Source organism: Mycobacterium colombiense (genome assembly GCF_003284935.1).
GTDB classification, from domain to species: Bacteria; Actinomycetota; Actinomycetes; order Mycobacteriales; family Mycobacteriaceae; genus Mycobacterium; species Mycobacterium arosiense_A.
The window spans coordinates 1-26,966 of record NZ_QMEV01000048.1 but is presented as its reverse complement, the minus strand read 5'-3'; the positions used below and the strand labels follow the sequence as shown (position 1 = coordinate 26,966).

The window sequence follows — 26,966 nt, the reverse complement described above, 5'->3', positions numbered from 1 at the left end:
GCCGTCACGACTGATGCTCGAGCGGCAAGAATCCGACCGCTGTCCCGTCCGCGGCGCGGCGCGGCGCGCGGTCACCGCGGCGGGCGTCGCAGTGAGACCTTCGGTCGGCTGCATCGCATCTCTTCCCCGAAAAACTGCGCTGACCTGCAGATGGGCTATCACTACGCCCAAGACTAGCTAGAATATCTAAAATAGCAAGGAATGAACACGACGAGGGGGTGGGCGATGCCTGACGTGCACGGCGGGGTCCTGCGCGGGGTGCGGGTCGTCGAGCTGGCGTCGTGGACCTATGTGCCCTCGGCCGGGGCCGCCCTGTCGGACTGGGGTGCCGACGTGATCAAGGTGGAAGGCGTCACCTCCGGTGACCCGGGCCGGGCGCTGGTGGTCGGCGGCTTCACCCGGGAAGCGGCCCGGCCCGACGCCGACTTCATCCTCGAGCTGGGCAACCGCGGCAAGCGCAGCATCGCCATCGACATCAAGTCGGACACGGGTCGCGAGTTGTTCGGCCGGCTGTTGGCCAGTGCCGATGTGTTCTTGACCAATTGGTTGCCCGGCGCGCTCGAACGCGCCCGGCTGACCGTCGAGGACATCCGCTCGTTCAACCCGAAGATCATCATCGCGCGCGGCACCGGGCTGGGCGTCCGCGGTCCCGACCGCGACCGCGGCGGCTTCGACGCGGCCACCTATCTCGCCCGCGGCGGGGTCGCCTACACGCTGACACCGTTCGGCAGTGAGACCCCTGCGGTGCAGGGGCCCGGCTTCGGTGACCTGCAGGGCGGGGCGACGCTGGCCGGCGGCGTCTGCGCCGCGCTGTTTCACCGGGAACGCACCGGCGAACCGACGATCGTCGACTCGTCGCTGCTGGCGCAGGCGATGTGGTCGATAGCGCCGTCCATTTGCGCGGCCGACTTCTTCGATATCGACGGGATCCCCGGTGCGCCGCCCGGCCTGGCCATCAACCCGCTCGTCAACCGGTACAAGACCAGCGACGGCAGGTGGATCCAACTGGTGTTTTTGCAGCCCGACAAGTTCTGGGCCGGCTTCTGCCGTCGCATGGGGCTCGCGGAACTGGCCGACGACGGGCGATTCGTCCCGTCCAGCAATTTGATCGCCAATGCGGCCGCGGCGACCGAGCTGCTGGCGAATACCTTTGCCCGCCACGACCTCGCGCACTGGCAGGCGGTGCTCGCAGACGAACCGGGCGTGTGGGGTGCGCTGGCGACCCCGCGGGAAACCCTCAACGACCCGCAGGTCGAACCCAACGGCTACGTGGTCACCAACGTCGACGACCACGGCGAGAAGTACCGAATCGTTGCCGCCCCAGTGCAATTCGACGAGACGCCACCCGCTCCCGCCCGCGCCCCGGAGCACGGGCAACACACCGAAGAGATCCTGCTGGAACTCGACGTCGACTGGGACGAGATCGCCAGGGCGAAGGAGGCCGGGGCGATTCTCTAGGAAGCCGGTCGGTCGGGTGGCCGTCGCGCTAATTGCGCTGTTTCACAGCCTGTTTCGATACCACAAGTCGCGAATTTCCGTGGTGAGCAGCCGATCCCGAAACGGTCACAGCCGCGTATCAATGTCAGTGGTGCACTGGCACAACGCGACGGATCCGCAAATCATTGCACAGGGCGCCTTTTGGGGATTGCGGCCGCGACGACGCGCACGGATTCCTGCCGCTATGCGAGTAGCGGTTTCGCCAGGGCGCAGCAGGAGGTATCAACAGCATGACGACGAACTGGGTCCCCGCCCAAACTTCGTGCGGCCCGAACTCCGGCCGCATTCTCGACACCGCGCGGGGCATCCTCATCGGTCTTCGCCGGTGTCCTTCCGACGCCGCACTGGACGAATTGCACGGCGCGGCAATCCGGCACAAGGTGCCGGTCTTCGCCATGGCTTGGGCGCTGGTCCACCTGGCGGGCGACGGGGAGGAGACACCGAGCTTCGTCGACGCGCAATCCGCGGCCCGCCGGGAGTGGGGTCCGCTGTTCACATCCGCCGCGCTGACCGGTTGAGCGCGCACCAAGACGTTGGGGCGGCCGAGCTTTCGAGGGGTAACCCGGCCGCCTCCAACTCCAACAACATCGACCCGAAAACCCGTCCGGAGGGGGGTGCCGCCGGGCTGCGGCTGCACTGGCCGACACGGGCGCGGGGTATGCGGCGGTGGCGGATGGGCCGCGGGTCGATCCGGTCCGGTCCGGAGCCCGACTACGGGATCAACCTGCTCCGCTGAGACGGCGTCGGTGGGACAATTGCCGGCGTGTCCGCAATCGATCGCGTGGTGACGCCGATGGGTGCGGGGCCCAGGCTGCACCGCCCGCGCGGGCCGCTGGCCGACCACGTCGAATTCTTTGGGCATTGGTTGCACCGCGGGGGCAGCTATCGGAGCCGGGCGCTGCCACGCGGGGCGGTGACGGTCGTCTTCGACGTCGGCGACCGACAGCGACTGGATTTCTATGCCGCCGACGGCACAACCGAACTGAGCGTCCCGCCGGCGTTCGTCACGGGACCGCAGAACGTGTCCTACGTGTCGGACATCGCGGCCGACGAGCCCGTCATGGCCATCCATTTCCGGCCGGGCGGCGCTTTTTCGTTTCTGGGCAGGTCGTTGAGCGACCTGGCCGGCGGGCCCGTCGGCATCGGCGAGATCTGGGGCGGTGCGGGACGCGAACTGCACGAGCGCTTGATCGAGGCGCCGTCGATCTCGGACAGGTTCGCGCTGCTCGAGCGGTTCCTGCTCGCGCGGGCGGGCGCGTCGAGGCAGCCAGACCCGAGCGTGGGTGCCGCGATGGCCGCCATCGAGGCCGATCCCTCGGTGCGCTTGGCGGAAGTCCGCCGCATGACGGGATTGTCCACCAAGCGGCTCATCGCGCTGTTTCGCGCCGAGGTTGGGTTGGCGCCAAAGGAATTCGCCCGTGCTCGCCGGTTCCAGGCAGCGCTGAGCCGGCTTGGCGACGACGCGAGCGGCGGCGCCCGCATCGCGGCCGAGCTGGGATATTTCGACCAGTCCCATCTGGTGCGCGAGTTTCGCGCGTTCAGCGGTATGACGCCGACGTCCTACCGGCGGCGGCGAATCCTGTTGCCCAGCCACGTTCCGTGGGAGGGGCACAAAAATCCAAGACCGCGCGGCCCGGCGCGCCGATGATGACCACATGGAAGAAACCAGACAAGCCGTAGCGGACACCGGATTCCTGGTCGCCGCGATGCGTGCCGAGGAATCCGAGCGCCCGGACCGGCTGTTCACCGACCCGTTCGCCGACCGGCTGGCCGGCGCGGAAGGCCGCTCGCTGCTTGCCAGAGCGGCGGCGGCGACGGGCGCGTCCTCGCCGCAGATCGCGATCCGCACGCGGTTCTGGGACGAGGCGTTGCACAGGGCGGAGTCGGCCGACGTAGCGCAGGTGGTGATCCTCGCCGCGGGCATGGATGCGCGCGCGTACCGGCTGCCGTGGCGCCCCGGCACCACCGTCTACGAAGTCGACCAGCCGCAGGTGATGGCGATCAAGGATCAGCGGCTCGCGGGCGAGCGTCCGCGCTGCCGTCGCGTCCCGGTGGGCATCGATCTGGCCGATGACTGGCCGAAAGCGCTGCTGTCCCATGGTTTTCGCCGGATGCCCCGACGGCGTGGCTCGTCGAAGGGCTGCTGCAATACCTCGACGCCGCCGCCGTCGACCTCGTGTTCGCCCGCATCGATGCGCTGTCGGCACCGGGTTCGCGGGCCTGCTATGACCTGGTCGGCGCGACGCTGCTGGAGGCGGACTTCATGCAGCCCACCCTCGAGTACATGCGGCAGAGCGGCGCTGCGTGGACGTTCGGCACCGACGCGCCGGCCGCCCTGATCGAGCGGCACGGCTGGACCGCGAAGGTCACCGACGTCGCCGAACCCGGCGCCAGGTGGAATCGCTGGGATCATCCGGTCGTCCCGCTGGAGGTGCCCGGGATACCGCGCGGCTACTTCGTCGAGGCGACGAAGTCCTGACGCGTCGAAGTCCTAGCGCGTCCAGGTACGGCGGCAGGCTATTTCGGCGGCGGCAGCTCGCGCGGGCCGTCGGGCGGACCCAACTCCGGCGGACCGTCGCGTTTCGTCAGCGCACGCCGGCGATCGCTTTCGGCGGACCGGACCGACAGGCGCTCGGCGTCGGCCCGCCCCGGCAGGGACGGGCCCGACTCGCGGCCGGACACCCGGCCCTGCGGGCGCCCGGCGGGGTGGTGTCGCGACGAGACAACGAATTCCGCTCGTTCCGAAGGCGTTTCACCCGCGGGGTGACCGGACAGCCGGGTGTCGGAGGCCTCGGAATTGACCGTCACCTTGCGGGTGCGCTTGAGCGTGAACGCGATCTCCCCGGTCTCCTCGAGGACGCCTTCGAACACCTGGCGCGCGGCGCGCAGCGGCTGGGTGGTGGTGTCGATGACCTTGGCCACGAACGGCGGCACCAGCGGGCGAATCCAGCGGGCAGCGGCCTTGGTGGCGTCCGGAATCGAGGGGATCGACGACGCATGCCGTTCCTGGTGTTGCTCGACCTCCCCGCCCGTCGGCAGGGGAGCGGGCAGATGCTCCGGAATGTCGGTGTGGGGGCCGACCAGGCCCGCGGCCGGCTCCGGTGCGGGCACCGCGGTGATGGCGCGGCTGGCCGCCTCGGCTTCGGCGGCGATCGGCAGGTACACGTCGTCGTCCGACTCGAACTCCCGCAGCGACGCGGCATGCACCGGACTCTGCAGAGCGTCGGAAACCCGGCGGCGCTGCTGCTCGCGATCGATCTGGGTCTGCGCCTCGATGGCAAGGCGCGCCTGCGTCAGTTGGTGTTCGGCCCAGAGGATTTCGGCCTCCCGACGCACCTCGGCCCGTTTGATGGCGATCGCGGTGTCCGCGTCGAGTTCGGCGCGTTCGCGCTCGGCCCGCGAGGTGGCGTGGCGGTCGTGCGTCGTCTCGCCGCGCCAGCACCCAAGGATCAGGGGTGCGGTGTAGAGCAGCACGCAGGCCCCGATCGTCAACAGGCGCAGGGTCATCGCGCCGGCGTCGGCCGAGGTGAGGTCATTCATCGCCACCCAGCGCGCGCCCAGGCCGCGGTCGGCGTCCGACACGACACCGTCCCGCGCGTCGCGCAGCGCTTGCTCCTGTCGCGAGATCGTGGCGTCCAGGCCTGGCGCCCGACCGTCCCGCGCCGCCAGGGCGGTGTCCAATTCGCGCTGGGCATCGGCGAGAAGTTCGTTCGCCGTGCGTGTTTCGGGCCCGGTGCCGGGATCGCCGGTGATCCGGGTCTGCGGGCAGCCGGGGGTGGGGTGGTACTCGCAGCGGGCGATGACCAGGGCCTTGTCCTGGCGGTCACGGGCCTGGGCGACGGAGTTGTCGAGCGCGGCGCGGGCATCCCTGGTCTGCTGAAGGGCCGCCGATGCACGCGCGACGGCGGGGGACGATTCGGCGTGGCGCAACGCCCGTTCGTCGAGCCGATGGTTGATCGAGCTGGACAGCAGGACCAGCGCGGCGAGCTCACCGACGACCACGCCCACCGCCGCCGCCACGGCGACGCGTCCCAGGACGCCGGGCCGGCTCCGGTCGGGCCCCGGGATGGTGCCGCGGCCGATGGCGCCGACCAGCACACCGAAGACCAGGGTCAGCGCCACCACCGCCGGCAGCGGCCAACGGGTCGCGCCGGCGAGCGCGAGCGCCGCGACCAGCCACGCCAGTGCCGCGCCCGACAACGTAACGGCGCCGGCGACGGCGTGGGTGGACCGCTCGTGCCGCTCACCCAGCTCGCGCCGGTGTCCGCCGCCCAACCAGATGAGCGCCTCCGCCGCCCGGGCCAGGCCTGAGCGCTGCTCGATTACTTCCTGGGGCATAGGGCTCCACACACCTCCACCATCAAGCCTCGCAGGCCACCGCCCGACACATCGAATCGAAGCGCCCCGCCTGTGGCGCGCTTCACAAGTCCGCGGAATCGACGCAGATCCCCGGCCGCGCATCGCTCACACCCGCCGGTCCAACGAGGGGGCATCTGACGCGGAATTGCGGCGACGCGAGCAGATCAGCGACCGTTCCGGCAGGTGACATGAGACGGTATAAGCCTATGACGAATCACGATTATGTCACCTACGAAGAGTTTGGCCGCAGGTTCTTCGAGGTCGCCGTCACCCCCGAGCGTGTCGCCGCCGCGTTCGCCGACATCGCCGGCAGTGAGTTCGCCATGGAGCCGATTGCGCAGGGGCCCGGCGGGATCGCCAAGGTCAGTGCCAACGTCAAGATTCACGAGCCCCGCGTCACGCGCCGGCTGGGCGACAGCATCACCTTCGTCATCCACATTCCGCTGTCCATCGATCTGCTGATCGATTTGTGGCTCGACAAGCCGCGTTTCGTGGTTTCCGGCGACATCCAGCTGCGGGCGACGGCGCGCGCGGCCGAACCCCTGTTGCTGATCGTCGACGTGGCCAAACCGCGACCGTCCGACATCACCGTCAACGTCTCGTCGAACTCCATTCGCGGCGAGGTGCTGCGCATCCTGGCGGGCGTGGACGGAGAGATCCGGCGCTTCATCGCGCAATACGTCGCCGCCGAGATCGACACGCCCCAGTCGCAGGCGGCGCAAATCATCGATGTGGCCCAGCAGCTGGAGTCAGCCTGGCCCTGACCGGCCCGCCCACGAATACGCGTGAGGGCGTCGGGGTACCCAGACATGGTTGTGCGTCTGTCGCCCCCGTGGGCGACGGCGTTCCCGATCGCCAGGGGAGGAAGACTTTGGCTCGCGTAGATGTGTCGGTGTCGTCGCAGGTGGAACCGGAGGCGGCGTGGAAGCTGGCCTCCGACCTGGACCGATTCGACGAGTGGATGACGATCTTTGCCGGATGGCGTGGGCCGGTGCCCGACACCATCGAGAAGGGAACCTGCATCTCGTCGTGCGTCAAGGTCAAGGGCTTCCGCAACGTCATCCACTGGGAGGTCACCCGCTATGACGAGCCGAAAGCGATTGAGCTGCAGGGCCGCGGGCGCGGCGGGATCCGCCTGACCGTGGCGATGACCGTCGCGGACAATCACCCCGGATCGACGTTTCACCTCACCGCCGACCTCGGCGGCGGTCTGCTCAGCGGGCCCGTCGGGGGATTGGTCGCCCGGGTGCTGCGGTCCGACGTGCAAAAGTCCGTCAACAACCTGGCGGCGCTGCAATAACGCGCTGCAATTACGGACCCATCCGGTCGGGCGCTAGTGCGCCGGGTGGCTGATCGTCCAATGCCGTTCGGCGTCACGAATTCGCCTGCGGTCCATGGCAAGCCAGGACAGCCCGGCCCCGAAGGCGAGCATGGCGACGATCGCGGCGGCAACCCCCGCGCCGACCTGGCCCAGGGCGAAGTTGGCCACACACACGACGAACGCCAACGCGGCCGCGGCGACCACGAGTAGCCCGGGTGTCTGCCCGGCCCCACCCATCCGCGGGTCAGCGGTCCGATCATGGTCGACAGGGCGGTGCCTCATGGCGTCTCCTCTGCTGTCACTTCCGTTTCGGCCCGATTCCTTGGAGCTACCCAACGGGCTGTCGGGACAAACGACTTTGGCGGAGGTGACGCGCGGTTTCGCCTAGAGGGTCTGGTGGCGGCCGAAGTACTTGTGGTCTTCGCTATAGCCGCCGTAGCCGCTACCGATGTCGTGGTAGTCGGCGACGAACTCGATGCCTTTGATCCACTTCACCAGCTTGAAGCCGTGCTGCAATTCGTTGCGCAGCCGCAGCGGCCGCCCGTGCATGTAGGGGAGCTGCTGGTCGTTCATGTTGTAGGCCAGCATCGTCATGTGGTGGTCCATCTGGCCGATGTGGTGGGCGTTGTAATAGATGCCGCCCGTGGCGCCCAGCCCCATCGAATAGAAGACCGCCCATTTCGCTTCGGGCAGCGGTTTGACGATGTCCATGATCGTTTTCATTTGCACGCCACCCCATTTGGCGACGCCCGACCACGCCTGGATGCAGAAGTGCTGGCTGATCTGCTCGTGATAGGGCAGCGCCATCAAGTCCTCGAGCGAGAACTCCATCGGGTGCTCGACCAGACCGTAAACCTTGAGGCGCCAGTCCTTGAAGTCGTCGCGCTCGAGTTCCTTGTACTCGACGGTCTCGGGTAGGCGGCCGTTGCGCCAGTGGTGCGGGGAGATGTCCTTTTCGGTGAAGGCGCCGGGCTTGGGGTCCAGCTGTTCGAGCATCCGCTGGAAGGGGCCCACCAACGCGTAGCCGACCCGTTGCACCACCCGGGGATGGCGAATGGTGAAGGGCGTGGCCCAAACCCACGCGATGGCGGTCAGCACCATGGCCGCGGAGAAGATGCCGAAACCGACCCAGCTGTTGTCGTCACGGGAGGCGAACATGTGGTTGAGGTTTCGCAGCGCCTCGGTCGTCAGCACCATCGTCACGTGCACCAGGATGAAGAACAGGAAGTAGACCAGCACCACGAAGTGCAGCGACCGGGCGTGCTGGATGCTCAGCCGCTTGCTGAGCCAGTGCACCCGCTGGGACAGCGCGGGCGACATGCCCAGTCCGGTGATCAGTGCGGCCGGGGCGGCGATGAACACGGTGGTGAAGTAGGCGAGTAGCTGCAGGCCGTTATAGGCGACCCAGCCGTTGTCGGTCGGCCAGTCCAGCGACAGGTACTGAATGGCCACCGACGCCGCGTTCGGGAAGACGTCCCAGCTGGTCGGCACGATGTGGCGCCACTGACCGGTGGCGAACAACAGCACGTAGAAGACGGCCCCGTTGACGAGCCACAGCACGTCGACGCCCAGATGCCACCACCGGGCCAGGCCGATGGAGTGCCGAAAGCCGGGCAGCCCCAATTGCGGGGGCAGGGCGACGGTGTCGGCGTTGGCGGTCCACAGCTCGTCGTCCGGAACCGGCGGACCCACCCGCAGCCATTCGTCCTTGCCGGGGGTGGCGTTGCGGCTGAAGTAAAGGCGGGGATGGTCGCAGAGGATCTGGATGCCCGTCCTGATGATGAACATCATCATGAACAGGTTGAAGAAGTGCGTCCAGCCGATCCACGCCGGCAGGCCCGGGGGGATGCCGGCGCTGTCGGAGCCGGGGTAGCGCTGAATGAACGACTGCACCGCCGGCACGTGGTGCAAGCCCTTGCCGACCGCGATCCCGGCGATCAGCACGGCAAAGCCGATCGGGATCAACCAGAGCAGGTTGAACCATCGGTCGCGGCCGATGCGCAGCTTGGGGGCGGTGGCCCGCCTGGTGAGATCGAAGCCGCCACCGTAATGCTCCACATCGATGACGTCTTCGGCGGTGTGTATCTCGTTGCGGTAGTCCGGGATGGACGTGAGGGGCGTGCCCACTGTCAGGGTCGAGGCTGAGCCGTTTCCCTCCGGACCAACGTGCTTGCTTTCGGCCTGCGTCACGGGCTTGAAAATACACGAAAAAACCCGGATAAATCCAAGTCTGATTGGAAAAAAGGGTGACGGCCGGCCGCGGTTCGACCAGACGTTCGTCGACAACAGTTGCCAGCGGGCAGGATTTGCCTCCGCGTGGACGCCGGTTGACGCAATTGCCTATGGAACGCCCGATTTGCTCCGCAAACTCGGTTCCTTGCCGATTGCTGTGAGTTTTATACGAACCTCCTAGCAGATCGGCGCTAGGCGGTGTCGCGCGGCAGCAGCCGGCGCACCGGGCGGGTCTCGATGGCGTTGACCGTCAACGCCCGCCGGCCAATCCGCCAGCCTGCCTCGGTCAGCGTGTACTCGTCGTCGTAGCGCAGGTGCCACGCCACGTCCACCAACTCGGCGTCGCGCTCGCTCCAGTGGTGCGCGACGCACGCGATGCGCCCGCGGGCGCTATCGGGTCGCCCGGTCGCGTCGTACACCTCGCCGACGATCGCGTGCTCGGTGCGGACCACCGCGGACACGGCCGCCACCGCCGCCGCGATGGCGTCGCGGCCGCGATGCGAATGGATCGGCCGCAAGTCGGCCGGCGGCGCGGGCACCAGCAGCTCGGCATCGGCGCTGAAAAGCTCCGCCACAGCGCCGAATTCACGGTCATCGACGTGCGCCGCGTAGCGGTGCACCAGATCGCTCAGCGCCGCCCGCTGCTCGGCGGACAGCGTCATGAGCTCAGCGACAACCGTTGCGCGCACGCCGATAACAGGTCCTTGGCCTGCTCGATATCGGTCGTCGGCGGCATGGCCAACACCAACCGGTCCGCCCCCTGATCGGCGAGGGCGGCCGCGCGCTCGGCATCGACCTTGGCGACCGAATGGCCCAGCGACACTTCGAGCGCCGCCGGATCGCGGCCCGCCGATGATGCCTCGTCGCGCATCAACGCAATCAACGACGCGAGTTGCGGCCCAGTCACCCCGAGCGGCTGGAAGCCGTCACCGAAGCGCCCGGCGCGGCGCGCGGCCGCTCGGCTGTGTCCGCCGATGTGAATCGGGAACCGTTCGGCTGCAACGGGTTTCGGATAGCACATGACATTCTCGAAGTTGAAGAACTCGCCCGCGAAAGACGCCCCCTCGGGCCGCTGCGCCCACAACGCGCGCATGACGGCCAGCTGCTCATCGGCCCGCCGTCCCCGGCTGTCGAACTCCACGTCGCAGGCGGCCAGCTCTTCGGAGAGCCAGCCCACCCCGACGCACAGGTGCAGCCTGCCGCCCGACAGGGCGTCGACGGTGGCGACCCGCTTGGCCAGCACCACGGGGTGGTGATTGGGCAGCACCAGCACCCCGGTGGCCAGCCCCAGGCCGCTGGTCTGGCCGGCCAGAAAGGCAAGCAGGTCAAGGGGATCCGGGATGGGGCAGTCCGCCGCCAGGCCGACGCGGCCCGAACTGTCGTAGGGATAGACGCTGTCGTAGCGGGTGAGCAAGACGGTGTGCTCGACGACGACGATCGAGTCGAACCCACAGGCCTCGAGGTGGCGCGCGAAGGCCACCATCCAGTCGGGGTCCGCAGTGACACCGTCGGCGACGGGGGCCACGACTGAGACCTTCATGGTGTCCGAAGCTAACAAGGCCCCCCGCCCGGCGACTAGCGGGCCGCGCTTTCGGCGGGGGCTATTGCGGCGCGCACGGCTTCGGCGAGCCTGGCGGTGCGGCGATCGGCGAAGATGTCCTCGAGCATGACCGGGCGCCCGTCGGGACCCGTCAGCGGCACCCGCCAGTTGGGGTATTCGTCGGTGGTGCCGGGCTGATTCTGGGTCCGGCGGTCGCCGACGGCGTCGGTCAGGGCCACGCCCAGCAGCCGCGACGGCGTCCTGCCCAGATAGCGGTACAGCGCCACGACGACGTGCTCGGGATCGTCCTCGCCGTCCTCGAGCAGCCCGACCCGGCGCAGCTCGGCCATCCACGCCGCCAGCTCGGTCCGGTCGGACTCCAGCTCCTCTTCGACGGGCCGGGTCAGCAGTCCCAACGAATCCCGCAGCCGCACATGGTCGCCCGCCAGATAGCCGGCGGTCGGCGGCAGATCGTGCGTGGTGACCGAGGACAGGCAGTACTCGCGCCAGCGCTCGGCCGGCAGCGGGCCACCGTTACCGTCCCGGTCCAACTCGAACCAGAGGATCGACGTACCCAGCAAGCCGCGCAACAAGAGGTAGTCACGCACCCACGGCTCGACCGTGCCGAGATCCTCGCCGACGACGACCGCCCCCGCCCGGTGCGCTTCCAGGGCGACGATGCCGATCATGGCCTCGTGGTCGTACCGCACGTAGGTGCCGTCGGTGGGCGAGGCGCCCCGCGGGATCCACCACAACCGGAACAACCCGATGATGTGGTCGATGCGCACCCCGCCGGCGTGCCGCAGCACGGCACCGATCAGCGCGCGGAAGGGCCGATATTCGTGCTCGTCCAACCGATCCGGTCGCCACGGCGGCTGTGACCAGTCCTGGCCGAGCTGGTTGAACTCGTCCGGCGGCGCGCCCGCGGTCACCCCCAGTGCCATCACGTCCTGCAGCGCCCAGGCGTCGGCGCCGTTAGGGTGCACACCGACGGCCAGGTCGTGCATGATGCCCAACGACATGCCGGCCCGGATCGCCTGTGACTGCGTCGCGGCCAGCTGCTCGTCGAGTTGCCACTGCATCCAGCGGTGGAAATCGACTGTGTCGGAATGCTTTCGGGCGAACTCCGCGACGCCGGACGCGTCCGGGTGCTGCAACGCCTCCGGCCAGGAATGCCAGTCGTCGCCGTGCTTCTCGGCCAGCGCGCACCAGGTGGCGAAGTCGTCCAGCGCGCGGCCCTCCCGGTCGCGGAACGCGGCGTAGGACAGCTCCCTGCCCGCCGAGCGCGGTTCCTGGTGCAGCAGCCGCAGCGCCGCCCGCTTGGCCGCCCACGAGCCGTCGCGGTCGATGGCGTCGACGCCGCCGGCGCGCTGCTGGACCTCGGAACGCAGCCGGCGGACCCGGCTGCGCTTGGTCAGCTCGGCGAACTCGGGGATCGCCTCGACGTGAAGATAAATAGGGTTGACGAAGCGGCGCGATGTCGGCAAATACGGCGACGGCTCCATCGGCTTGGTCGGGGCCGCGGCGTGCAGGGGATTGACCAGCAGGTAGTCGGCGCCGTGCCGGGAGGCCGACCACACCGCGAGGTCGGTCAGATCGGTCAGATCGCCGACACCCCACGACTGGCGCGACCGCACGCTGTACAGCTGCGCGGCCAGCCCCCACGCGCGCCGGGCGCCGAGCCGCTCGGGCAGCCCGAGCCAATCCGGGGTCACGATCAGCGCGGTGCTGGTTTCGCAGTCGCCGGAACGCAGGTGCACCCGGTGATAGCCCAGCGGCAGATCGGAGGGCAGCAGGAAGCTGGCCTCGCCCACCCAGCGACCGTCCAGGTCGAACGGCGGGGTGAAGTTGTCGACCTGTTCGACACCGTCGCGCACCGTCCCGTCTTCGAGCTGCAACCACACCTCGGCGGGATCGCCGTGGGTGACATGCGCCCAGAACCGGATCTGCTCGCCGGTGCGCCCGACGATGGTCGGCGGCAGCCGGCGCGCCCAGTGCGACCGCAGCTTCGCCGTCAGCGCGGCGTTGCGCTCCTGCTCGTTGTCGGCCGCCACGCCGAACGCACCCAGCACCGCCTTCAACGTCGTCTCCGCGACCCGCACCCGGCGGCCGGACCAGTCCTCGTACTCGGTCGCGATGCCGTATCTGCGAGCGAGTTCGATCAGCGACGGCGCGAGTTCAGTCATACCGCCATCTTGGTGTCCGGATTCGCCGGTCGGCGACTCGGACCCGGGGCGGGTTGGCGCATTCTTTGCTGGGCGGTCGCCCGCCGTTCATCTGGATCGGCCGCCGGCGCCGGCTTCGCGCGCTCGACAGGACGGGCGGGCCCGCGGCGATTACGATGCCCTGAGGGGATCGAAGGGATCCGGTCGGCTCATCCGCGGGGGAACGAAAACTGCCAGCTCAGTGGGGCGCGTCGGCGCGGTATTCCCTGGCGGCCCGCGGCGGTGGACGGGGCCGGATCCGGGTGCATAAACAAATGTAGAAGCCAATGCGCATTGGCGCCGCGTGGCGAGGTCCGCGCAGGTGCCTTAACGTTGTCATGTAATTCGCGCTGGATCGATCAGATGGTGATATCCAGGCGCTTCAGCAGACCGGATGGTGAATAAGTGGCGGAAGAGAGTCGCGGGCAGCGCGGGTCGGGGTACGGCCTCGGGTTGTCGACCCGGACCCAGGTGACCGGCTACCAGTTCCTTGCGCGCCGCACCGCGATGGCGCTGACCCGGTGGCGCGTCCGCATGGAGGTCGAGCCGGGACGGCGACAGAACCTGGCCGTGGTGGCGTCGATCTCCGCCGCGCTGGTCATCTGCCTGGGCGCGCTGCTCTACTCCTTCATCAGCCCGGCCGGGCAGATCAACGAGTCACCGATCATCGCCGACCGCGACTCGGGTGCGCTGTACGTCCGCGTCGGCGAGAAGTTGTACCCCGCGCTGAACCTGGCGTCGGCCCGCCTCATCACCGGTCGCCCCGACAACCCGCACCTGGTCAAGTCCAACCAGATCGCCAGCCTGCCGCGCGGCCCGATGGTCGGCATCCCGGGCGCACCGTCCAGCTTCCATCCGACCAGCCCCGCCACGTCGTCCTGGTTGGTCTGCGACACCGTGGCGAACTCGACCGGTGCCGGCGCCCCGTCGGGTGTGACGGTCACGGTCATCGACGGCAACCCCGACCTGAGCAACCACCGGCGGGTGCTGACCGGCTCGGACGCGGTGGTGCTGAACTACAGCGGGGACGCCTGGGTGGTCCGCGACGGGCGTCGCTCCCGCATCGACGGGTCGAACCGATCGGTGCTGCTGCCGCTGGGGCTGACCCCCGAGCAGGTCAGCATGGCCAAGCCGATGAGCCGCGCCCTGTACGACGCGTTGCCGGTGGGGCCGGAGCTGACCGTGCCCCAGATCCAGAACGCGGGCGCCGGGGCGTCGTTCCCCAACGCGCCCGGCCCGATCGGCACGGTGATCGTCACCCCGCAGATCAGTGGGCCGCAACAGTATTCGCTGGTGCTGGCCGACGGTGTGCAGACGCTGCCGCCGTTGGTGGCCCAGATCCTGCAGAACGCCGGGCCGGGCAACACCAAACCGGTGACCGTGGAGCCGTCTGCGCTGGCGAAGATGCCGGTGGTCAACAAGCTGGACCTGTCGTCGTACCCGGACGCGCCCCTCAATGTGATGGATATCCGCGAGAACCCGGCGACCTGCTGGTGGTGGCAGAAGACCTCCGGTGAGAACCGGGCCCGCGTGCAGGTCATCTCCGGCGCGACCATTCCGGTCGAGCAGAAGGACGTCAACCGGGTGGTGTCGCTGGTCAAGGCGGACACCACCGGCCGCGAAGCCGACCAGGTCTTCTTCGGCCCCGATTACGCGAACTTCGTGGCCGTCACCGGAAACGATCCCGGAGCCAAGACGACCGAATCGCTGTGGTGGCTCACCGACGCGGGCGCGCGGTTCGGGGTCGACGACACCCGCGAGGTGCGAGAGGCGTTGGGCCTGAAGACGAAACCGGGCCTGGCGCCGTGGGTGGCGCTGCGACTGCTCCCGCAAGGGCCGACGTTGTCGCGGGCGGATGCGCTGGTGGAGCACGACACGCTACCGATGGATATGTCCCCAGGAGAGTTGGCGGTACCGAAGTGAAACGTGGATTTGCGCGGCCGACACCGGAGAAGCCTCCGGTAATCAAGCCGGAGAACATCGTCCTCCCGACGCCGTTGAGCATCCCGCCGCCGGAGGGCAAGCCCTGGTGGATCGTGGTGGTCGGCGTCGTGGTGGTCGGCCTGCTGATCGGCATGGTCGCCATGACCTTCGCCAGCGGGTCGCACGTGTTCGGGGGCGCCGGCTCGATCTTCCCGATCTTCATGATCGGTGGCGTCGCGATGATGATGTTCGGCGGCCGATTCGGCGGCCAGCAGCAGATGAGCCGCCCCAAGCTGGACTCGATGCGCGCCCAGTTCATGCTGATGCTGGACATGCTGCGCGAGACCGCCCACGAGTCGGCCGACAGCATGGACGCCAACTACCGGTGGTTCCACCCCGCGCCCACCACGCTGGCCGCCGCGGTGGGGTCGTCGCGGATGTGGGAGCGCAAGCCCGACGGCAAGGACCTGAACTTCGGCGTGGTCCGCGTCGGCGTCGGCATGACCCGCCCCGAGGTGACCTGGGGTGAGCCCCAGAACATGCCCACCGACATCGAGCTCGAGCCGGTGACCGGTAAGGCGCTTCAGGAATTCGGTCGCTATCAAAGCGTCGTCTACAACCTGCCCAAGATGATCTCGGTGCTCGTCGAGCCCTGGTACTCGCTGGCCGGGGACCGCGAACAAGTGCTGGGGCTGATGCGGGCGATCATCTGCCAGCTGGCCTTCTCGCACGGGCCCGACCACATGCGGATGATCGTGGTCAGTTCCGAGCTGGACGAATGGGACTGGGTGAAATGGCTGCCCCACTTCGGTGACCCGCGCCGCCAGGACGCCGCGGGCAACGCGCGGATGGTCTACAGCTCGGTGCGCGAGTTCGCCGCCGAGCAGGCCGAATTGTTCGCCGGCCGTGGGTCTTTCACGCCCCGCCACGCCAGTTCGTCGGCCCAGACCCCGACGCCGCACACGGTGATCATCGCCGATGTGGTTGACCCGCAATGGGAGTACGTGATCAGCGGCGAAGGCGTCGACGGGGTGACGTTCTTCGATCTCACCGGCTCGGCGATGTGGAGCGCGGTCCCGGAGCGCACGCTACGGTTCGACGAGAAGGGTGTGATCGAGGCGCTGCCCCGCGACCGCGACACCTGGATGGTCATCGACGAGAAGCCCTGGTTCTTCGCCCTCACCGACCACATCAGCACCGCCGAGGCCGAGGAGTTCTCGCAGAAGCTGGCGCGCTGGCGGCTCGCCGAGGCGTACGAGGAGATCGGCCAGCGGGTGGCGCACATCGGCGCCCGAGACATCCTGTCCTACTACGGAATCGACGACCCGGGCCGCATCGACTTCCACGAACTGTGGGGCAGCCGCAACGACTCGATGGGCAGGTCGCGGTTGCGGGCGCCCTTCGGTGTCCGCTCCGACAACGGCGAGCTGCTGTTCCTGGACATGAAGTCGCTGGACGAAGGCGGCGACGGCCCGCACGGCGTCATGTCCGGAACGACCGGTTCGGGTAAATCCACCCTGGTGCGAACCGTGATCGAATCGCTGATGCTCAGCCACCCGCCCGAAGAGCTGCAGTTCGTGCTCGCCGACCTCAAGGGTGGATCGGCGGTCAAGCCGTTCGCCGGCGTGCCGCACGTGTCCCGCATCATCACCGACCTGGAAGAAGACCAGGCGCTGATGGAGCGCTTCCTGGACGCCCTGTGGGGCGAGATCGCCCGCCGCAAGGCGATCTGCGACAGCGCCGGCGTCGACGACGCCAAGGAATACAACTCGGTGCGCAGCCGGATGCGGGCGCGTGGCCAGGACATGGCTCCACTGCCGATGCTCGTGGTCGTCATCGACGAGTTCTACGAATGGTTCCGCATCATGCCGACGGCGGTGGACGTCCTCGACTCGATCGGCCGGCAGGGTCGCGCCTACTGGATCCACCTGATGATGGCGTCGCAGACCATCGAGAGCCGCGCCGAAAAGCTCATGGAGAACATGGGTTACCGGTTGGTGCTGAAGGCGCGTACCGCCGGTGCGGCGCAGGCGGCCGGCGTGCCGAACGCGGTCAACCTGCCCGCGCAGGCCGGTCTGGGTTACTTCCGCCGCAGCCTCGAGGACATCACCCGGTTCCAGGCCGAATTCCTGTGGCGGGACTACTTCCCGCGCGGGTTGACCGACGACGGGGACGAGGCGCCGGCGCTGGTGCACAGCATCGACTACGTCCGGCCGCAACTGTTCACCAACTCGTTCACCCCGCTGGAAGTCAGCGTCGGGGGGCCGGACGTCGCCGCGCCCGCGAACCCCGCCGACGGCTTGCCGGTCGAGGTCGAGGGCGGCGAGGACGACGACGCCGAAGGCATCAGGACGCCCAAGGTCGGTACCGTCATCATCGACCAGCTGCGCAAGATCGACTTCCAGCCGTACCGGCTGTGGCAGCCGCCGCTGAACCAGCCGGTCGCCATCGACGAATTGGTCAACCGGTTCCTCGGCCACCCCTGGCAGCAGGACTACGGCAGCGCGCAGGATCTGGTCTTCCCGATCGGGATCATCGACCGTCCGTTCAAGCACGACCAGCCGCCGTGGACGGTCGACACGTCGGGACCCGGTGCCAACGTGCTGATCCTGGGCGCCGGCGGTTCGGGCAAGACGACGGCGCTGCAGACCCTGATCTGCTCGGCGGCGCTGACCCACACGCCCGAGCAGATCCAGTTCTACTGCCTGGCCTACAGCAGCACCGCGCTGACCACGGTCGCCCGCCTGCCCCACGTCGGTGAGGTGGCCGGCCCGACCGACCCCTACGGCGTTCGGCGCACGGTGGCCGAACTGTTGGCGCTGGTGCGGGAGCGCAAGCGCAGCTTCCTCGAGTACGGGATCGCGTCGATGGAGGTGTTCCGGCGGCGCAAGTTCGGCAACGAGCCCGGCCCGGTTCCCAACGACGGGTTCGGCGACGTCTACCTGGTGGTCGACAACTACCGGGCGCTGGCCGAGGAAAACGAGGTGCTGATCGAGCAGGTCAACGTGATCATCAACCAGGGACCCTCGTTCGGGGTGCACGTGGTGGTCACGGCCGATCGCGAATCGGAGCTGCGGCCGCCGGTGCGCAGCGGATTCGGGTCCCGGGTCGAGCTGCGGTTGGCCGCCGTGGAGGACGCCAAGCTGGTGCGCTCGCGGTTCGCCAAGGACGTTCCGGTCAAGCCGGGCCGCGGCATGGTCGCGGTCAACTACGTCCGTCTCGACGCCGACCCGCAGTCCGGTCTGCACACCCTGGTGGCGCGGCCGGCGCTGGCCAGCACGCCGGACAACCGGTTCGAGTCCGACAGCATCGTCGAAGCCGTCAGCCGCATCGCCACCGGCCAGGCCCCGCCGGTGCGCCGACTGCCGGCGACATTCGGCGTCGAACAGCTCCGGGAGCTGGCCGCCCAGGACACCCGCCAGGGTGTGGGTGCGGGCGGAATCGCTTGGGCCATCTCGGAATTGGATCTGTCGCCGGTGTATCTCAACTTCGCCGAGAACGCGCACCTGATGGTGACCGGTCGCCGCGAGTGTGGGCGCACCACGACGCTGGCCACCATCATGTCCGAGATCGGGCGGTTGTACGCGCCGGGAGCCACCAGCGCACCGCCGCCGCCGGCCGGGCAGCCCTCGGCCCAGGTGTGGCTGGTCGACCCGCGTCGCCAGCTGCTGACCACGCTCGGCTCCGACTACGTGGAGAAATTCGCCTACAACCTCGATGGCGTGCAGGCGATGATGGGCGAACTGGCCGCGGTCCTGGCCGGCCGCGAGCCGCCGCCGGGGTTGTCGGCCGAAGAGTTGCTCTCCCGCAACTGGTGGAGTGGACCGGAGATCTTCTTGATCGTCGACGACATCCAGCAGCTGCCCGCGGGCTTCGATTCGCCGCTGCACAAGGCCGCTCCCTGGGTGACCCGGGCCGCCGATGTCGGCCTGCACGTGATCGTCACGCGCACGTTCGGTGGCTGGTCGTCGGCCGGCAGCGACCCGATGTTGCGGGCCCTGGCCCAGGCGAACGCGCCGCTGCTGGTGATGGACGCCGATCCGGACGAGGGATTCATCCGCGGCAAGATGAAGGGTGGCCCGCTGCCCCGTGGCCGAGGCCTGCTGATGGCCGAGGACACCGGCGTGTTCGTTCAGGTCGCCGCGACCGAGCTGCGCAGGTAGGGCCGCGAAAGTTATGTCAGCCGCTGCGCCGGGGCCGGACCGGTCACACCGGGATCGCGCCCCAGCGCAGCGGTAACTCCTTGAGCGCGAAGCTTTTTGAGGGGTAATTGATGACGGGGGAGTAACCCTCGGGCAGTTCGAAATCCGGAATCTGGGTGAGCCATTCCGCGACGATCACCGTCAGCTCGATGCGCGCCAGGTGAGAGCCCAGGCAGCGATGCGGTCCACCGCCAAATCCCCAGTGGCGGTGGACTTTTCCGTCCATGTTCAGCTCGTTGGTGGACATCGCGTCGCTGTCGTCACGATTGACCGCCGCCATGCACAGCCGCACCGAGGTGCCGGGCGGCAGAGTCATGCCGCCGACCTCGACGAATTCGGTGGTGACCCGCGGCGCCACCGGCGCCGACGGCTCGAGCCGGACGATCTCTTCGATGAAAACCCTGATCTGCTTGGGGTTGTCGCGCAGCTGCTTGCGCAGCTGCGGCCTGCGGGCCAATTCGAACAGCGAGAATCCGATGGCCGCGGTCACCGTGTCCAGACCGGCCAGGATGAGCAGATGGGTCATGCCGAGCAGTTCGAGGTCGGTGAAATTGCCCTTGCCGGTGATCACCTGCGACAGCATGTCCGACTTCGGGTGTTGCCGGCGCTGCGCGATGACGTCGGCCAGGTATGTCAGCAGCTGCTCGGATTTCTCTATGTCGCTCTGGCTGACGAAGGGCTTGTCGCTGACGACGGCGTCCTTCCACTCGATCAGACGGTCACGATCCTCGACCGGCAGACCGTAGAGGTCCAAAAACACCTGAAACGGGTAGAGATTGGCGAAATCCGCCATCACCTCGCACTCGCCCCGGCCGGCCAGCGCCGCGATCATCTCGGTGGCGTGACGCTGCAGCACCGGGCGCGACTTGCTCAACGCGTGCGGGCTGAAGTACGGCTGCAGGATCTGGCGGTAGCGGGTGTGTTGCGGCGGATCGTAAGCCAGCGGCAGCACCGGCAGGGGGTGGCCGGGGGGCTGCAGGATCGTCGAGGAGAAGACCTTGGTGTTGCGCAGCGCGGCCAGCACGTCCTCGCGGCGGGTGATGTAGTAGTGACCGTTCATGAACACGACCGGTCCGGCGTCGCGCAGTGTCTTCCAACCGACGCCCCGGTCCTCGGTCATCGGCAGCGTGGCGAAATCGAGCCGGGGCAGGTAGAACGACCCTTGCTGGCCTTCGCTCATGCGCTTCGATCTCCGGTTGTCTGTCTGCGGTGCCATGGCCCTACGCCGTCGCGTCTTTGTCGCAATTCGTCGCTACCAACACCTGGCGGCACATCAATATTGCATCGGCTCGTCAATATTGCATGTGGGGCAACGGAACACGGATCCGCCCGGCTGCGCGAAGGCGAGGTTGCGGTGGGCGAAAGCGATTGGCGACCACCTTGGACACTGTACCGAGCGACTAATCTGGGTACCGCACCGCGAAGTGCACGTCGTCCGAGTGCGACGACCTGAACGGCCACGCCGTGCCAGCTAGGGAGGAAGCCTCGTGAGGGTTCGTCTGGAACAGTCGAAATGTGTGGGCCACGCCCAGTGCTTCGCCGTCGACCCAGACCTCTTCCCGATCGACGAGTCCGGCTATTCGATTCTCGAGGAGCACGAGGTCAGGCCCGAGGACGAGCAATCGACACGCGACGGCGTCGCATCGTGTCCCGAAATGGCGTTGATTCTCGAAGAGGACTGACGCTGCGACCGCCGAAGCCCCAGTGGTACCGCGGTCGGCGTTAAGCAAACGGCGAGTGAACATTTCATTGCCTTGCGTGAACTCCCGCCGACCGGGAATGAACAGTGGCTGGCCATTGATAAACAGGCGCCTTTGCGTGTCGGTGTTTGCTTCGTAACGAACTAATCTCAGTGCCGGGCGGCAGTTCGGGCACACGCGAGCTGTCGCTCGGTTGCTGATAGCGGGAGATTAGCCGAGGCAGAAGGTGCATGTCTTTCCTGACCAGACATCCGAGAAGCGTGGTGGCAGACCAGCTTTGCGGACGCGGTCCACTGGACAGCATGCGCCGGCCCGCCCGGCTGATGGGGTTGCGGGGCGAAGGCGCCCCGTTGGTGACGTGGGCGCAGCGGCCAACCGGTGGCGTCGTCTACAGAGCCGTGACCACGGCCACCACTGATTCCTACGTGAGAGCCGAGATCGCCTGCGATCCCGGCCGACTGAGGAGGACACGGTGTTTGACTTCGCGGCGTTACCGCCCGAAATCAATTCCGGTCGCATGTATGCGGGTCCGGGGTCGGGGCCAATGATGGCCGCCGCCGCCGCCTGGGACGAGATTGCGGCGGAATTGGGTGTAGCGGCCAGCGGCTACAACTCGGCGGTGACCGAGCTCACCAGCGGGCCATGGGTGGGACCGGCATCGATGTCGATGGTCGCGGCGATCACCCCGTTCGTGAGCTGGCTCAGCGCCGTGGCCGCGCTGGCCGAGGAGACGGCAGGGCAGGGCCGGGCCGCCGCGGCGGCCTTTGAGGCGGCGTTCGCGATGACGGTGCCGCCGCCGGTGATCGCCGCCAACCGGGTCCTGCTGGCGACTCTGATAGCGACGAACTTCTTCGGCCAGAACACCCCGGCGATCGCGGCCACCGAGGCGCAGTACATGGAGATGTGGGCCCAGGACGCGGCTGCGATGTTCGGCTACGCCGCTTCGTCGGCGACCGCCTCGGAGCTGGCCCCGTTCGCCACGCCGCCCAACACCACCACCCCGGACGCGGACGCCGACCAGGCCGCTGCGGTCGCCAAGGCGGTCGCCGAGCCGGCGGGCAACACCGCCCAGACGACGTCGCAGCTGGCGACCCCGCAATCGTTGACGGCCAGCACGCAGGCGGTGACCCAGGCGTCGACCGCTACCTCGGATCCCGGACCGCTCACCTGGCTCACGAGCGCAATCCAGAATTTCGAGGAGTCCGGGCTGCCGACCCCGACCAACAACTACCTGGGGCTGAACCCCACCCTCTACACGGTGCTGCTCAAGCAGAACAGCGGTCTTGCGTATTTCTCGAACGGCATTGTGGCCTTCTGGTCGCAGCTCTCCCAGCAGCTGGTGTCGGGTCCCGGTGGTAGTACGGCCGGTGCCGGTGGTGCGTGGTATCCCACGCCGCAGTTCGCCAGCCTGGGGCTGGGCAACCTGGGCGGGGTGGGCCATGTGAGTGCGATCTCGGCGGGGACGGGTCAGGCCGCGCGGGTCGGGATGCTCTCGGTGCCTCAGCACTGGGCCACGCTGACGTCGTCGGTCACCCCGGCGGCGCTGTCCGAGGAGGCCACCCCCCTTCAGGCCACGGCGAACGGTGGGGCAGGGTCACCGGCCAACGGCCTGCTACGCGGCATGCCCGTCGGCTCGGTCGGCCGCCGCGGCGCGGCCGCCGGCTACGTCAACAAATACGGGTTCCGCTACAGCGTGCTGACCCGCCCACCCTCGGCCGGATGAGCGTCGGAATCGCAGCATGGACACGCTCGCCCTTATCCGCGGCCGGATTTTATCCCCGGCCTCGATGCACGCGCGGCCGGCCAGGCCGGCATCGTCCGTCGGCGCCCGCGGCGGCCGGACCCCGGAATCCGATCGTTTCCGCAGCTCACGCGCACTGCTCAGGCCTATGACGGCGCGGTTGGCGGGTATCGGGCGGTCGGCCCCGGCAACGCGCGCAGAGGCGCGCCTTCCGGGCATCACCCCGCTGACCGGCCCGGCGGTGGTCACCAGCGCATTAACGTCTTTTACTACTCGGCGCATCGATTCGAACATCACAGGTTAAGGGGCATATTCGTGGTGGATTATGGGGCGTTCCCGCCGGAGTTCAATTCTGCGCGGATCTACTCGGGTCCGGGGTCGGGTTCGTTTCTGGCCGCGGCATCGGCATGGAGCGCGCTCGCGGCCGAACTCAACTCGGCGGCGCTCAGCTACGACAGCGTGATCACCTCGCTGAACAGCGAGGAGTGGCTGGGGACCGCGTCCACGGCGATGGCGCAGGCGGCCGCGCCGTACGCGGCCTGGCTGACCACGACCGCCGCTTCGGCCGAGGAGGCGGCCGCCCAGGCTCGTTCGGCGGCGGCGGCCTACGAGACCGCGTTGGCCTCCTCGGTGCCGCCGCCGCTGATCGCGGCCAACCGCACCCAGGTGACCCAGCTGCAGGCGACCAACGTCCTGGGCCAGAACACCCCGCTGATCGCGCAGTTGGAGTCGCAGTACGGCGAGTTCTGGGCGCAGGATGCCGCGGCGATGTATGGCTATGCGGGTCAGTCCGCGTCGGCGACGAAGGTGACGCAGTTCCAGAAGGCGCCCGAGGTCACCAACGCCTCGGGTCAGGCCACTCAGACCGCGGCGGTCACCAATGCCACGGCGAATTCGACGGCGACCAACACCACCAAGACCCTGCAGTCGCTGGCGCAGCCCGCGGCGACGAGCACCACCAACGCCACGACCAACGCGACGACGGCCGCGACGTCGACCACCGACCCGCTGTCGGAGCTGTGGTTCCTGTTGACCGGGCAGACCAGCCTGCCCACCAGCCTGGGATCGGCGGTCAACGGCTACAGCCCGTTCGCCAGCCTCTTCTACAACACCGAGGGTTTGCCGTACTTCAGTACTGGTATGGCCAACACCTTCACTCAGATCGCCAAGTCGACCGGCGCTATCGGTGGGGCGGCCCCGGCGGTGGCGAAGGCGTTGCCTGGGCTGGGTGGTTTGGGTGGCATGTTGGGTGGCGGTGCTGCGGCGGCTCACCCGGTGGCGGCGCTGGGCAGCGCGGCCTCGGTCGGGGGCAAGTTGTCGGTGCCGGTGGCCTGGTCGGGGACCCCGGCCGCGCCGGCGCTGGGGCATGCCATTCCGGTCAGCAGCATCAGCGCGGCCCCGGAGGCCGCCGGCGGGCCGGGCAACCTGCTCGGTGGCATGCCGCTGGCCGGTGCCGGCGCCGGTGGGCACGGGGTGGCCGGTCCCAAGTACGGATTCCGGCCCACCGTCATGGCCCGACCGCCCTTCGCGGGATAGCTCCGGGCCCAGCAACTCTGGCACAACACCGAAACGCGCCCTACCGCCAAACATCGGCGGCGGGGCGCGTTTTCGCGTGCCCGGACGTTGCGGCAGGGGCAGTCGCAGCGAATCTCCAGCGGGCTTTATCTGCGCCCGGATTTTTATCCCGCTCAGGCGTTGTCGCGTAGGCGCGGTCCCGCCGTGACCGCCCGCGGCGCCGGACGCATGCGTCGCTGACGATCGCTCCCGGCGCGGTGTTCTCGCAGGTAATGGCGGTGACAGCGAAACCCGTCGCGGGGGCGCGTCGCTCGGCCCGCCACACCGGGACGCGCCCGCGAAACCTCGGCGGTCTCAGCTGCGGGCGCAGCGCGGCAGCGGCGACGGCCGGCGCGGGCATTTAGCCTCCGGAACAAGCAAATTCTGATGGTCGTCGCCAAGAGATCACCTGCGAGGGGATACATGTCGTTCGAGCCCGGTGCTTGGTAACCATGGACTTCGGGGCATTACCGCCGGAGGTCAACTCCGGTCGCATGTACGCGGGTCCGGGGTCGGGTCCGATGATGGCCGCGGCCGCCGCCTGGGATGGGCTCGGCGCCGAGCTGGGCAGCGCGGCCAGCGGGTACGCGTCGGTGCTCTCGGAACTGACCCAAGCGCCGTGGGTGGGTCCCGCTTCGGCGTCGATGTTGGCTGCGGTGACGCCCTATGTCAGTTGGCTCAGCGCCATGGCCGCGCTCGCCGAGGACACGGCGGGCCAGGCCCGGGCGGCGGCCGCTGCGTTTGAGGCGGCGTTCGCGATGACGGTGCCGCCGCCGGTGATCGCCGCCAACCGGGTGCTGCTGGCGAACCTGGTCGCGACCAATTTCTTCGGCCAGAACACCCCGGCGATCGCGGCCACCGAGGCGCAGTACATGGAGATGTGGGCCCAGGACGCGGCCGCGATGTATGGCTACGCCGCCTCGTCGGCGACGGCGTCGGAGCTGGCCCCGTTCACGTCACCGCCCAACACCACGACGCCCGAGGCCGGTTCCGACCAGGCCGCAGCGGTCGCCCAGGCCGTCGCCGAGCCGGCGGGCAACACCGCCCAGACGACGTCACAGCTGGCGACCCCCCAAGCGTTGACGGCCAGCACGCAGACGGTGACCCAGGCGACGACGGCGGCGTCGCAGCCGGGACCGTTCACCTGGCTGCAGAACCTGATCGACGGCTTCCTGCAATCCGGGCTGCCCACGCCGACCAACAACTACGCCGGGCTGAACCCCGGCATGTACGGCACCCTGCTCAAGCAGACCACGGGTCTTGCGTATTTCTCGAACGGCATCACCAGCTTCTGGTCGTCGATCGCCCAGCAGCTGATCTCCGGTCCCGGTGGTAGTACGGCCGGTGCCGGTGGTGCCTGGTATCCCACGCCGCAGTTCGCCAGCCTGGGGCTGGGCAACCTGGGCGGGGTGGGCCATGTGAGTGCGATCTCGGCGGGCGCGGGTCAGGCCGCGCGGGTCGGGATGCTCTCGGTGCCTCAGCACTGGGCCACGCTGACGTCGTCGGTCACCCCGGCGGCGCTGTCCGAGGAGGCCACCCCCCTTCAGGCCACGGCGAACGGTGGGGCAGGGTCACCGGCCAACGGCCTGCTACGCGGCATGCCCGTCGGCTCGGTCGGCCGCCGCGGCGCGGCCGCCGGCTACGTCAACAAATACGGGTTCCGCTACAGCGTGCTGACCCGCCCACCCTCGGCCGGATAACCGACGAGCCCAGATGAGTCCCACGGAAGGGGAAGGAAGCTAGATGTCTTTCGTGACCACGCAGCCCGAGGCGTTGGCAGCCGCAGCGGGCAATCTGCGAACCATCGGCTCAACGCTGAGCGCCCAGAACGCCGCCGCCGCGGCCCCCACGACGGGCGTGGTGCCGGCCGCCGCCGACGAGGTCTCGGCGCTGACGGCGGCGCAGTTCGCCGCCCACGCCCAGATGTACCAGGCCGTCAGCGCCCAAGCGGCGGCGATCCACGAAATGTTCGTCCACACCCTGAGCATCAGCTCCGGGTCCTACGCAGTGACTGAGGCGGCCAACGCGGCCGCAACTGGTTAAGGAGTCGATGATGTTGGATTTCGGAGCACTGCCGCCGGAGATCAATTCGGCGCGGATTTATGCCGGTCCGGGTTCTGAGTCGTTCACGACCGCGGCGTCGGCGTGGAACGCGATCGCTGCGGAGTTGCAGTCGGCCGCGTTGAGTTACCAGAACGTGGTGACTCAGCTGTCGAGCGAGGAATGGACGGGCACCGCCTCGGCGGCGATGGTGCAGGCGGCGACTCCGTATGCGGAGTGGTTGAGCGTTACCGCGGCCCAGGCCGAGGAGGCGGCCACGCAGGCCAATGCGGCCGCGGCGGCGTTTGAGACGGCGTTCTCCTCGGTGGTGCCCCCGCCGGTGATCGCAAGCAACCGGGCGCTGGTTCAGCAATTGATTCAGACCAACGTGTTGGGGCAGAACACGGGGGCCATCGCGCAGTTGGAGTCGCAGTACGGCGAGTTCTGGGCGCAGGATGCCGCGGCGATGTATGGCTATGCGGGTCAGTCCGCGTCGGCGACGAAGGTGACGCAGTTCCAGAAGGCGCCCGAGGTCACCAACCCGTCGGGTCAGGCCACTCAGACCGCGGCGGTCACCAACGCCACGGCGAATTCGACGGCGACCAACACCACCAAGACCCTGCAGTCGCTGGCGCAGCCCGCGGCGACGAGCA

The 26,966-nt window shown here is 68.6% G+C and carries 21 protein-coding genes and 1 pseudogene; 15 read left to right on the top strand and 7 right to left on the bottom strand.

Going from position 1 to position 26,966, the window contains the following annotated elements; all coding sequences use genetic code 11:
* Nucleotides 1–201 precede the first annotated feature (201 nt).
* The 5 genes and pseudogenes from DQP57_RS19115 to DQP57_RS19100 all read left to right on the top strand — a co-directional run bounded on the left by DQP57_RS19115 (nucleotide 202) and on the right by DQP57_RS19100 (nucleotide 3,976).
* On the top strand, nucleotides 202–1,458 hold the full coding sequence (locus DQP57_RS19115) for a CaiB/BaiF CoA transferase family protein (protein ID WP_240631812.1): 1,257 nt from the start codon (nucleotides 202–204) through the stop codon (nucleotides 1,456–1,458).
* Between the two features lie 269 nt (nucleotides 1,459–1,727).
* Entirely contained in the window at nucleotides 1,728–2,015 is a 288-nt protein-coding gene (locus tag DQP57_RS19110) for an ANTAR domain-containing protein (RefSeq protein WP_112634300.1), read from the top strand.
* Nucleotides 2,012–2,233 carry a hypothetical protein gene (locus DQP57_RS26685; RefSeq protein ID WP_133259269.1) on the top strand — a complete coding sequence of 74 codons (222 nt, stop codon included), beginning with the start codon at nucleotides 2,012–2,014 and terminating at the stop codon, nucleotides 2,231–2,233. Before DQP57_RS19110 ends, DQP57_RS26685 begins: the two co-directional genes overlap by 4 nt.
* A gap of 57 nt (nucleotides 2,234–2,290) precedes the next feature.
* On the top strand, nucleotides 2,291–3,145 hold the full coding sequence (locus DQP57_RS19105; protein WP_112634299.1) for a helix-turn-helix domain-containing protein: 855 nt from the start codon (nucleotides 2,291–2,293) through the stop codon (nucleotides 3,143–3,145).
* A 7-nt stretch (nucleotides 3,146–3,152) separates the two neighbouring features.
* Nucleotides 3,153–3,976, top strand: a pseudogene (locus tag DQP57_RS19100) (SAM-dependent methyltransferase).
* A gap of 38 nt (nucleotides 3,977–4,014) precedes the next feature.
* On the opposite strand, the gene DQP57_RS19095 reads toward DQP57_RS19100, so the two are convergent.
* Nucleotides 4,015–5,835 carry a DUF4407 domain-containing protein gene (locus tag DQP57_RS19095; protein ID WP_112634298.1) on the bottom strand — a complete coding sequence of 607 codons (1,821 nt, stop codon included), beginning with the start codon at nucleotides 5,833–5,835 and terminating at the stop codon, nucleotides 4,015–4,017.
* A 227-nt stretch (nucleotides 5,836–6,062) separates the two neighbouring features.
* Here DQP57_RS19095 and DQP57_RS19090 point away from each other — a divergent pair, with 227 nt between their 5' ends.
* Together DQP57_RS19090 and DQP57_RS19085 are read left to right on the top strand one after the other, a co-directional pair.
* On the top strand, nucleotides 6,063–6,620 hold the full coding sequence (locus DQP57_RS19090; protein ID WP_112634297.1) for a hypothetical protein: 558 nt from the start codon (nucleotides 6,063–6,065) through the stop codon (nucleotides 6,618–6,620).
* A 107-nt stretch (nucleotides 6,621–6,727) separates the two neighbouring features.
* Nucleotides 6,728–7,156 carry a type II toxin-antitoxin system Rv0910 family toxin gene (locus DQP57_RS19085; RefSeq protein WP_205869164.1) on the top strand — a complete coding sequence of 143 codons (429 nt, stop codon included), beginning with the start codon at nucleotides 6,728–6,730 and terminating at the stop codon, nucleotides 7,154–7,156.
* 33 nt (nucleotides 7,157–7,189) lie between these two features.
* Here the strand turns inward: DQP57_RS19085 and DQP57_RS19080 are convergent, their stop codons facing one another.
* From DQP57_RS19080 to malQ, 5 genes are all read right to left on the bottom strand, one after another.
* A complete protein-coding gene (locus tag DQP57_RS19080; RefSeq protein WP_112634295.1) occupies nucleotides 7,190–7,459 on the bottom strand; it encodes a LapA family protein in 270 nt (89 codons plus the stop codon).
* 102 nt (nucleotides 7,460–7,561) lie between these two features.
* Complete coding sequence (locus DQP57_RS19075) at nucleotides 7,562–9,304, bottom strand: molybdopterin-dependent oxidoreductase (protein ID WP_112634294.1); 1,743 nt, start codon at nucleotides 9,302–9,304, stop codon at nucleotides 7,562–7,564.
* A 296-nt stretch (nucleotides 9,305–9,600) separates the two neighbouring features.
* The gene (locus DQP57_RS19070; RefSeq protein WP_112634293.1) at nucleotides 9,601–10,071 is read right to left on the bottom strand and encodes a nuclear transport factor 2 family protein; all 471 of its coding nucleotides are present in this window, start codon (nucleotides 10,069–10,071) and stop codon (nucleotides 9,601–9,603) included.
* Nucleotides 10,068–10,949, bottom strand: a complete 882-nt coding sequence (locus tag DQP57_RS19065; RefSeq protein WP_112634292.1) for an LLM class F420-dependent oxidoreductase — start codon at nucleotides 10,947–10,949, stop codon at nucleotides 10,068–10,070. The genes DQP57_RS19070 and DQP57_RS19065 overlap by 4 nt, the downstream gene beginning before the upstream one ends.
* 35 nt (nucleotides 10,950–10,984) lie before the next feature.
* Complete coding sequence (gene malQ, locus DQP57_RS19060) at nucleotides 10,985–13,135, bottom strand: 4-alpha-glucanotransferase (RefSeq protein WP_112634291.1); 2,151 nt, start codon at nucleotides 13,133–13,135, stop codon at nucleotides 10,985–10,987.
* 423 nt (nucleotides 13,136–13,558) lie between these two features.
* Here malQ and eccB point away from each other — a divergent pair, with 423 nt between their 5' ends.
* Nucleotides 13,559–15,076, top strand: coding sequence for a type VII secretion protein EccB (gene eccB / locus DQP57_RS19055; RefSeq protein ID WP_112634290.1), 1,518 nt, complete (start codon nucleotides 13,559–13,561; stop codon nucleotides 15,074–15,076).
* Nucleotides 15,073–19,239, top strand: coding sequence for a type VII secretion protein EccCa (gene eccCa / locus DQP57_RS19050; protein WP_112634289.1), 4,167 nt, complete (start codon nucleotides 15,073–15,075; stop codon nucleotides 19,237–19,239). The genes eccB and eccCa overlap by 4 nt, the downstream gene beginning before the upstream one ends.
* A gap of 43 nt (nucleotides 19,240–19,282) precedes the next feature.
* Here eccCa and DQP57_RS19045 read toward each other — a convergent pair whose 3' ends face one another.
* Entirely contained in the window at nucleotides 19,283–20,458 is a 1,176-nt protein-coding gene (locus DQP57_RS19045) for a cytochrome P450 (RefSeq protein ID WP_112634288.1), read from the bottom strand.
* Nucleotides 20,459–20,765: 307 nt separating this feature from the next.
* Between DQP57_RS19045 and DQP57_RS19040 the strand changes: the two genes are divergently transcribed.
* The 6 genes from DQP57_RS19040 to DQP57_RS19015 all read left to right on the top strand — a co-directional run.
* Nucleotides 20,766–20,960: a ferredoxin gene (locus DQP57_RS19040; RefSeq protein WP_112634287.1), complete on the top strand. Its 195-nt coding sequence runs from the start codon at nucleotides 20,766–20,768 to the stop codon at nucleotides 20,958–20,960.
* A gap of 490 nt (nucleotides 20,961–21,450) precedes the next feature.
* On the top strand, nucleotides 21,451–22,701 hold the full coding sequence (locus DQP57_RS19035) for a PPE family protein (RefSeq protein WP_112634286.1): 1,251 nt from the start codon (nucleotides 21,451–21,453) through the stop codon (nucleotides 22,699–22,701).
* Between the two features lie 333 nt (nucleotides 22,702–23,034).
* Nucleotides 23,035–24,255, top strand: a complete 1,221-nt coding sequence (locus tag DQP57_RS19030; RefSeq protein ID WP_112634285.1) for a PPE family protein — start codon at nucleotides 23,035–23,037, stop codon at nucleotides 24,253–24,255.
* Between the two features lie 470 nt (nucleotides 24,256–24,725).
* Nucleotides 24,726–25,973 (top strand): PPE family protein, encoded by a 1,248-nt coding sequence (locus DQP57_RS19025; RefSeq protein ID WP_112634284.1) that lies wholly within the window; start codon nucleotides 24,726–24,728, stop codon nucleotides 25,971–25,973.
* Between the two features lie 43 nt (nucleotides 25,974–26,016).
* Nucleotides 26,017–26,316, top strand: a complete 300-nt coding sequence (locus DQP57_RS19020) for a PE family protein (RefSeq protein WP_112634283.1) — start codon at nucleotides 26,017–26,019, stop codon at nucleotides 26,314–26,316.
* Nucleotides 26,317–26,323: 7 nt separating this feature from the next.
* Nucleotides 26,324–26,966 (top strand): PPE family protein (locus tag DQP57_RS19015; protein ID WP_133259268.1); only part of this gene is annotated, 643 nt, incomplete at its 3' end.

Coding starts and splice junctions, on each gene's coding strand:
- DQP57_RS19020 (WP_112634283.1), top strand. CDS start 26,017: ATGTCTTTCGTGACCACGCAGCCCGAGGCGTTGGCAGCCGCAGCGGGC.
- malQ (WP_112634291.1), bottom strand. CDS start 13,135: ATGACTGAACTCGCGCCGTCGCTGATCGAACTCGCTCGCAGATACGGC.
- DQP57_RS19070 (WP_112634293.1), bottom strand. CDS start 10,071: ATGACGCTGTCCGCCGAGCAGCGGGCGGCGCTGAGCGATCTGGTGCAC.
- DQP57_RS19105 (WP_112634299.1), top strand. CDS start 2,291: ATGGGTGCGGGGCCCAGGCTGCACCGCCCGCGCGGGCCGCTGGCCGAC.
- DQP57_RS19110 (WP_112634300.1), top strand. CDS start 1,728: ATGACGACGAACTGGGTCCCCGCCCAAACTTCGTGCGGCCCGAACTCC.
- DQP57_RS19065 (WP_112634292.1), bottom strand. CDS start 10,949: ATGAAGGTCTCAGTCGTGGCCCCCGTCGCCGACGGTGTCACTGCGGAC.
- DQP57_RS19115 (WP_240631812.1), top strand. CDS start 202: ATGAACACGACGAGGGGGTGGGCGATGCCTGACGTGCACGGCGGGGTC.
- DQP57_RS19090 (WP_112634297.1), top strand. CDS start 6,063: ATGACGAATCACGATTATGTCACCTACGAAGAGTTTGGCCGCAGGTTC.
- DQP57_RS19080 (WP_112634295.1), bottom strand. CDS start 7,459: ATGAGGCACCGCCCTGTCGACCATGATCGGACCGCTGACCCGCGGATG.
- DQP57_RS19095 (WP_112634298.1), bottom strand. CDS start 5,835: ATGCCCCAGGAAGTAATCGAGCAGCGCTCAGGCCTGGCCCGGGCGGCG.
- DQP57_RS19045 (WP_112634288.1), bottom strand. CDS start 20,458: ATGAGCGAAGGCCAGCAAGGGTCGTTCTACCTGCCCCGGCTCGATTTC.
- DQP57_RS19025 (WP_112634284.1), top strand. CDS start 24,726: ATGGACTTCGGGGCATTACCGCCGGAGGTCAACTCCGGTCGCATGTAC.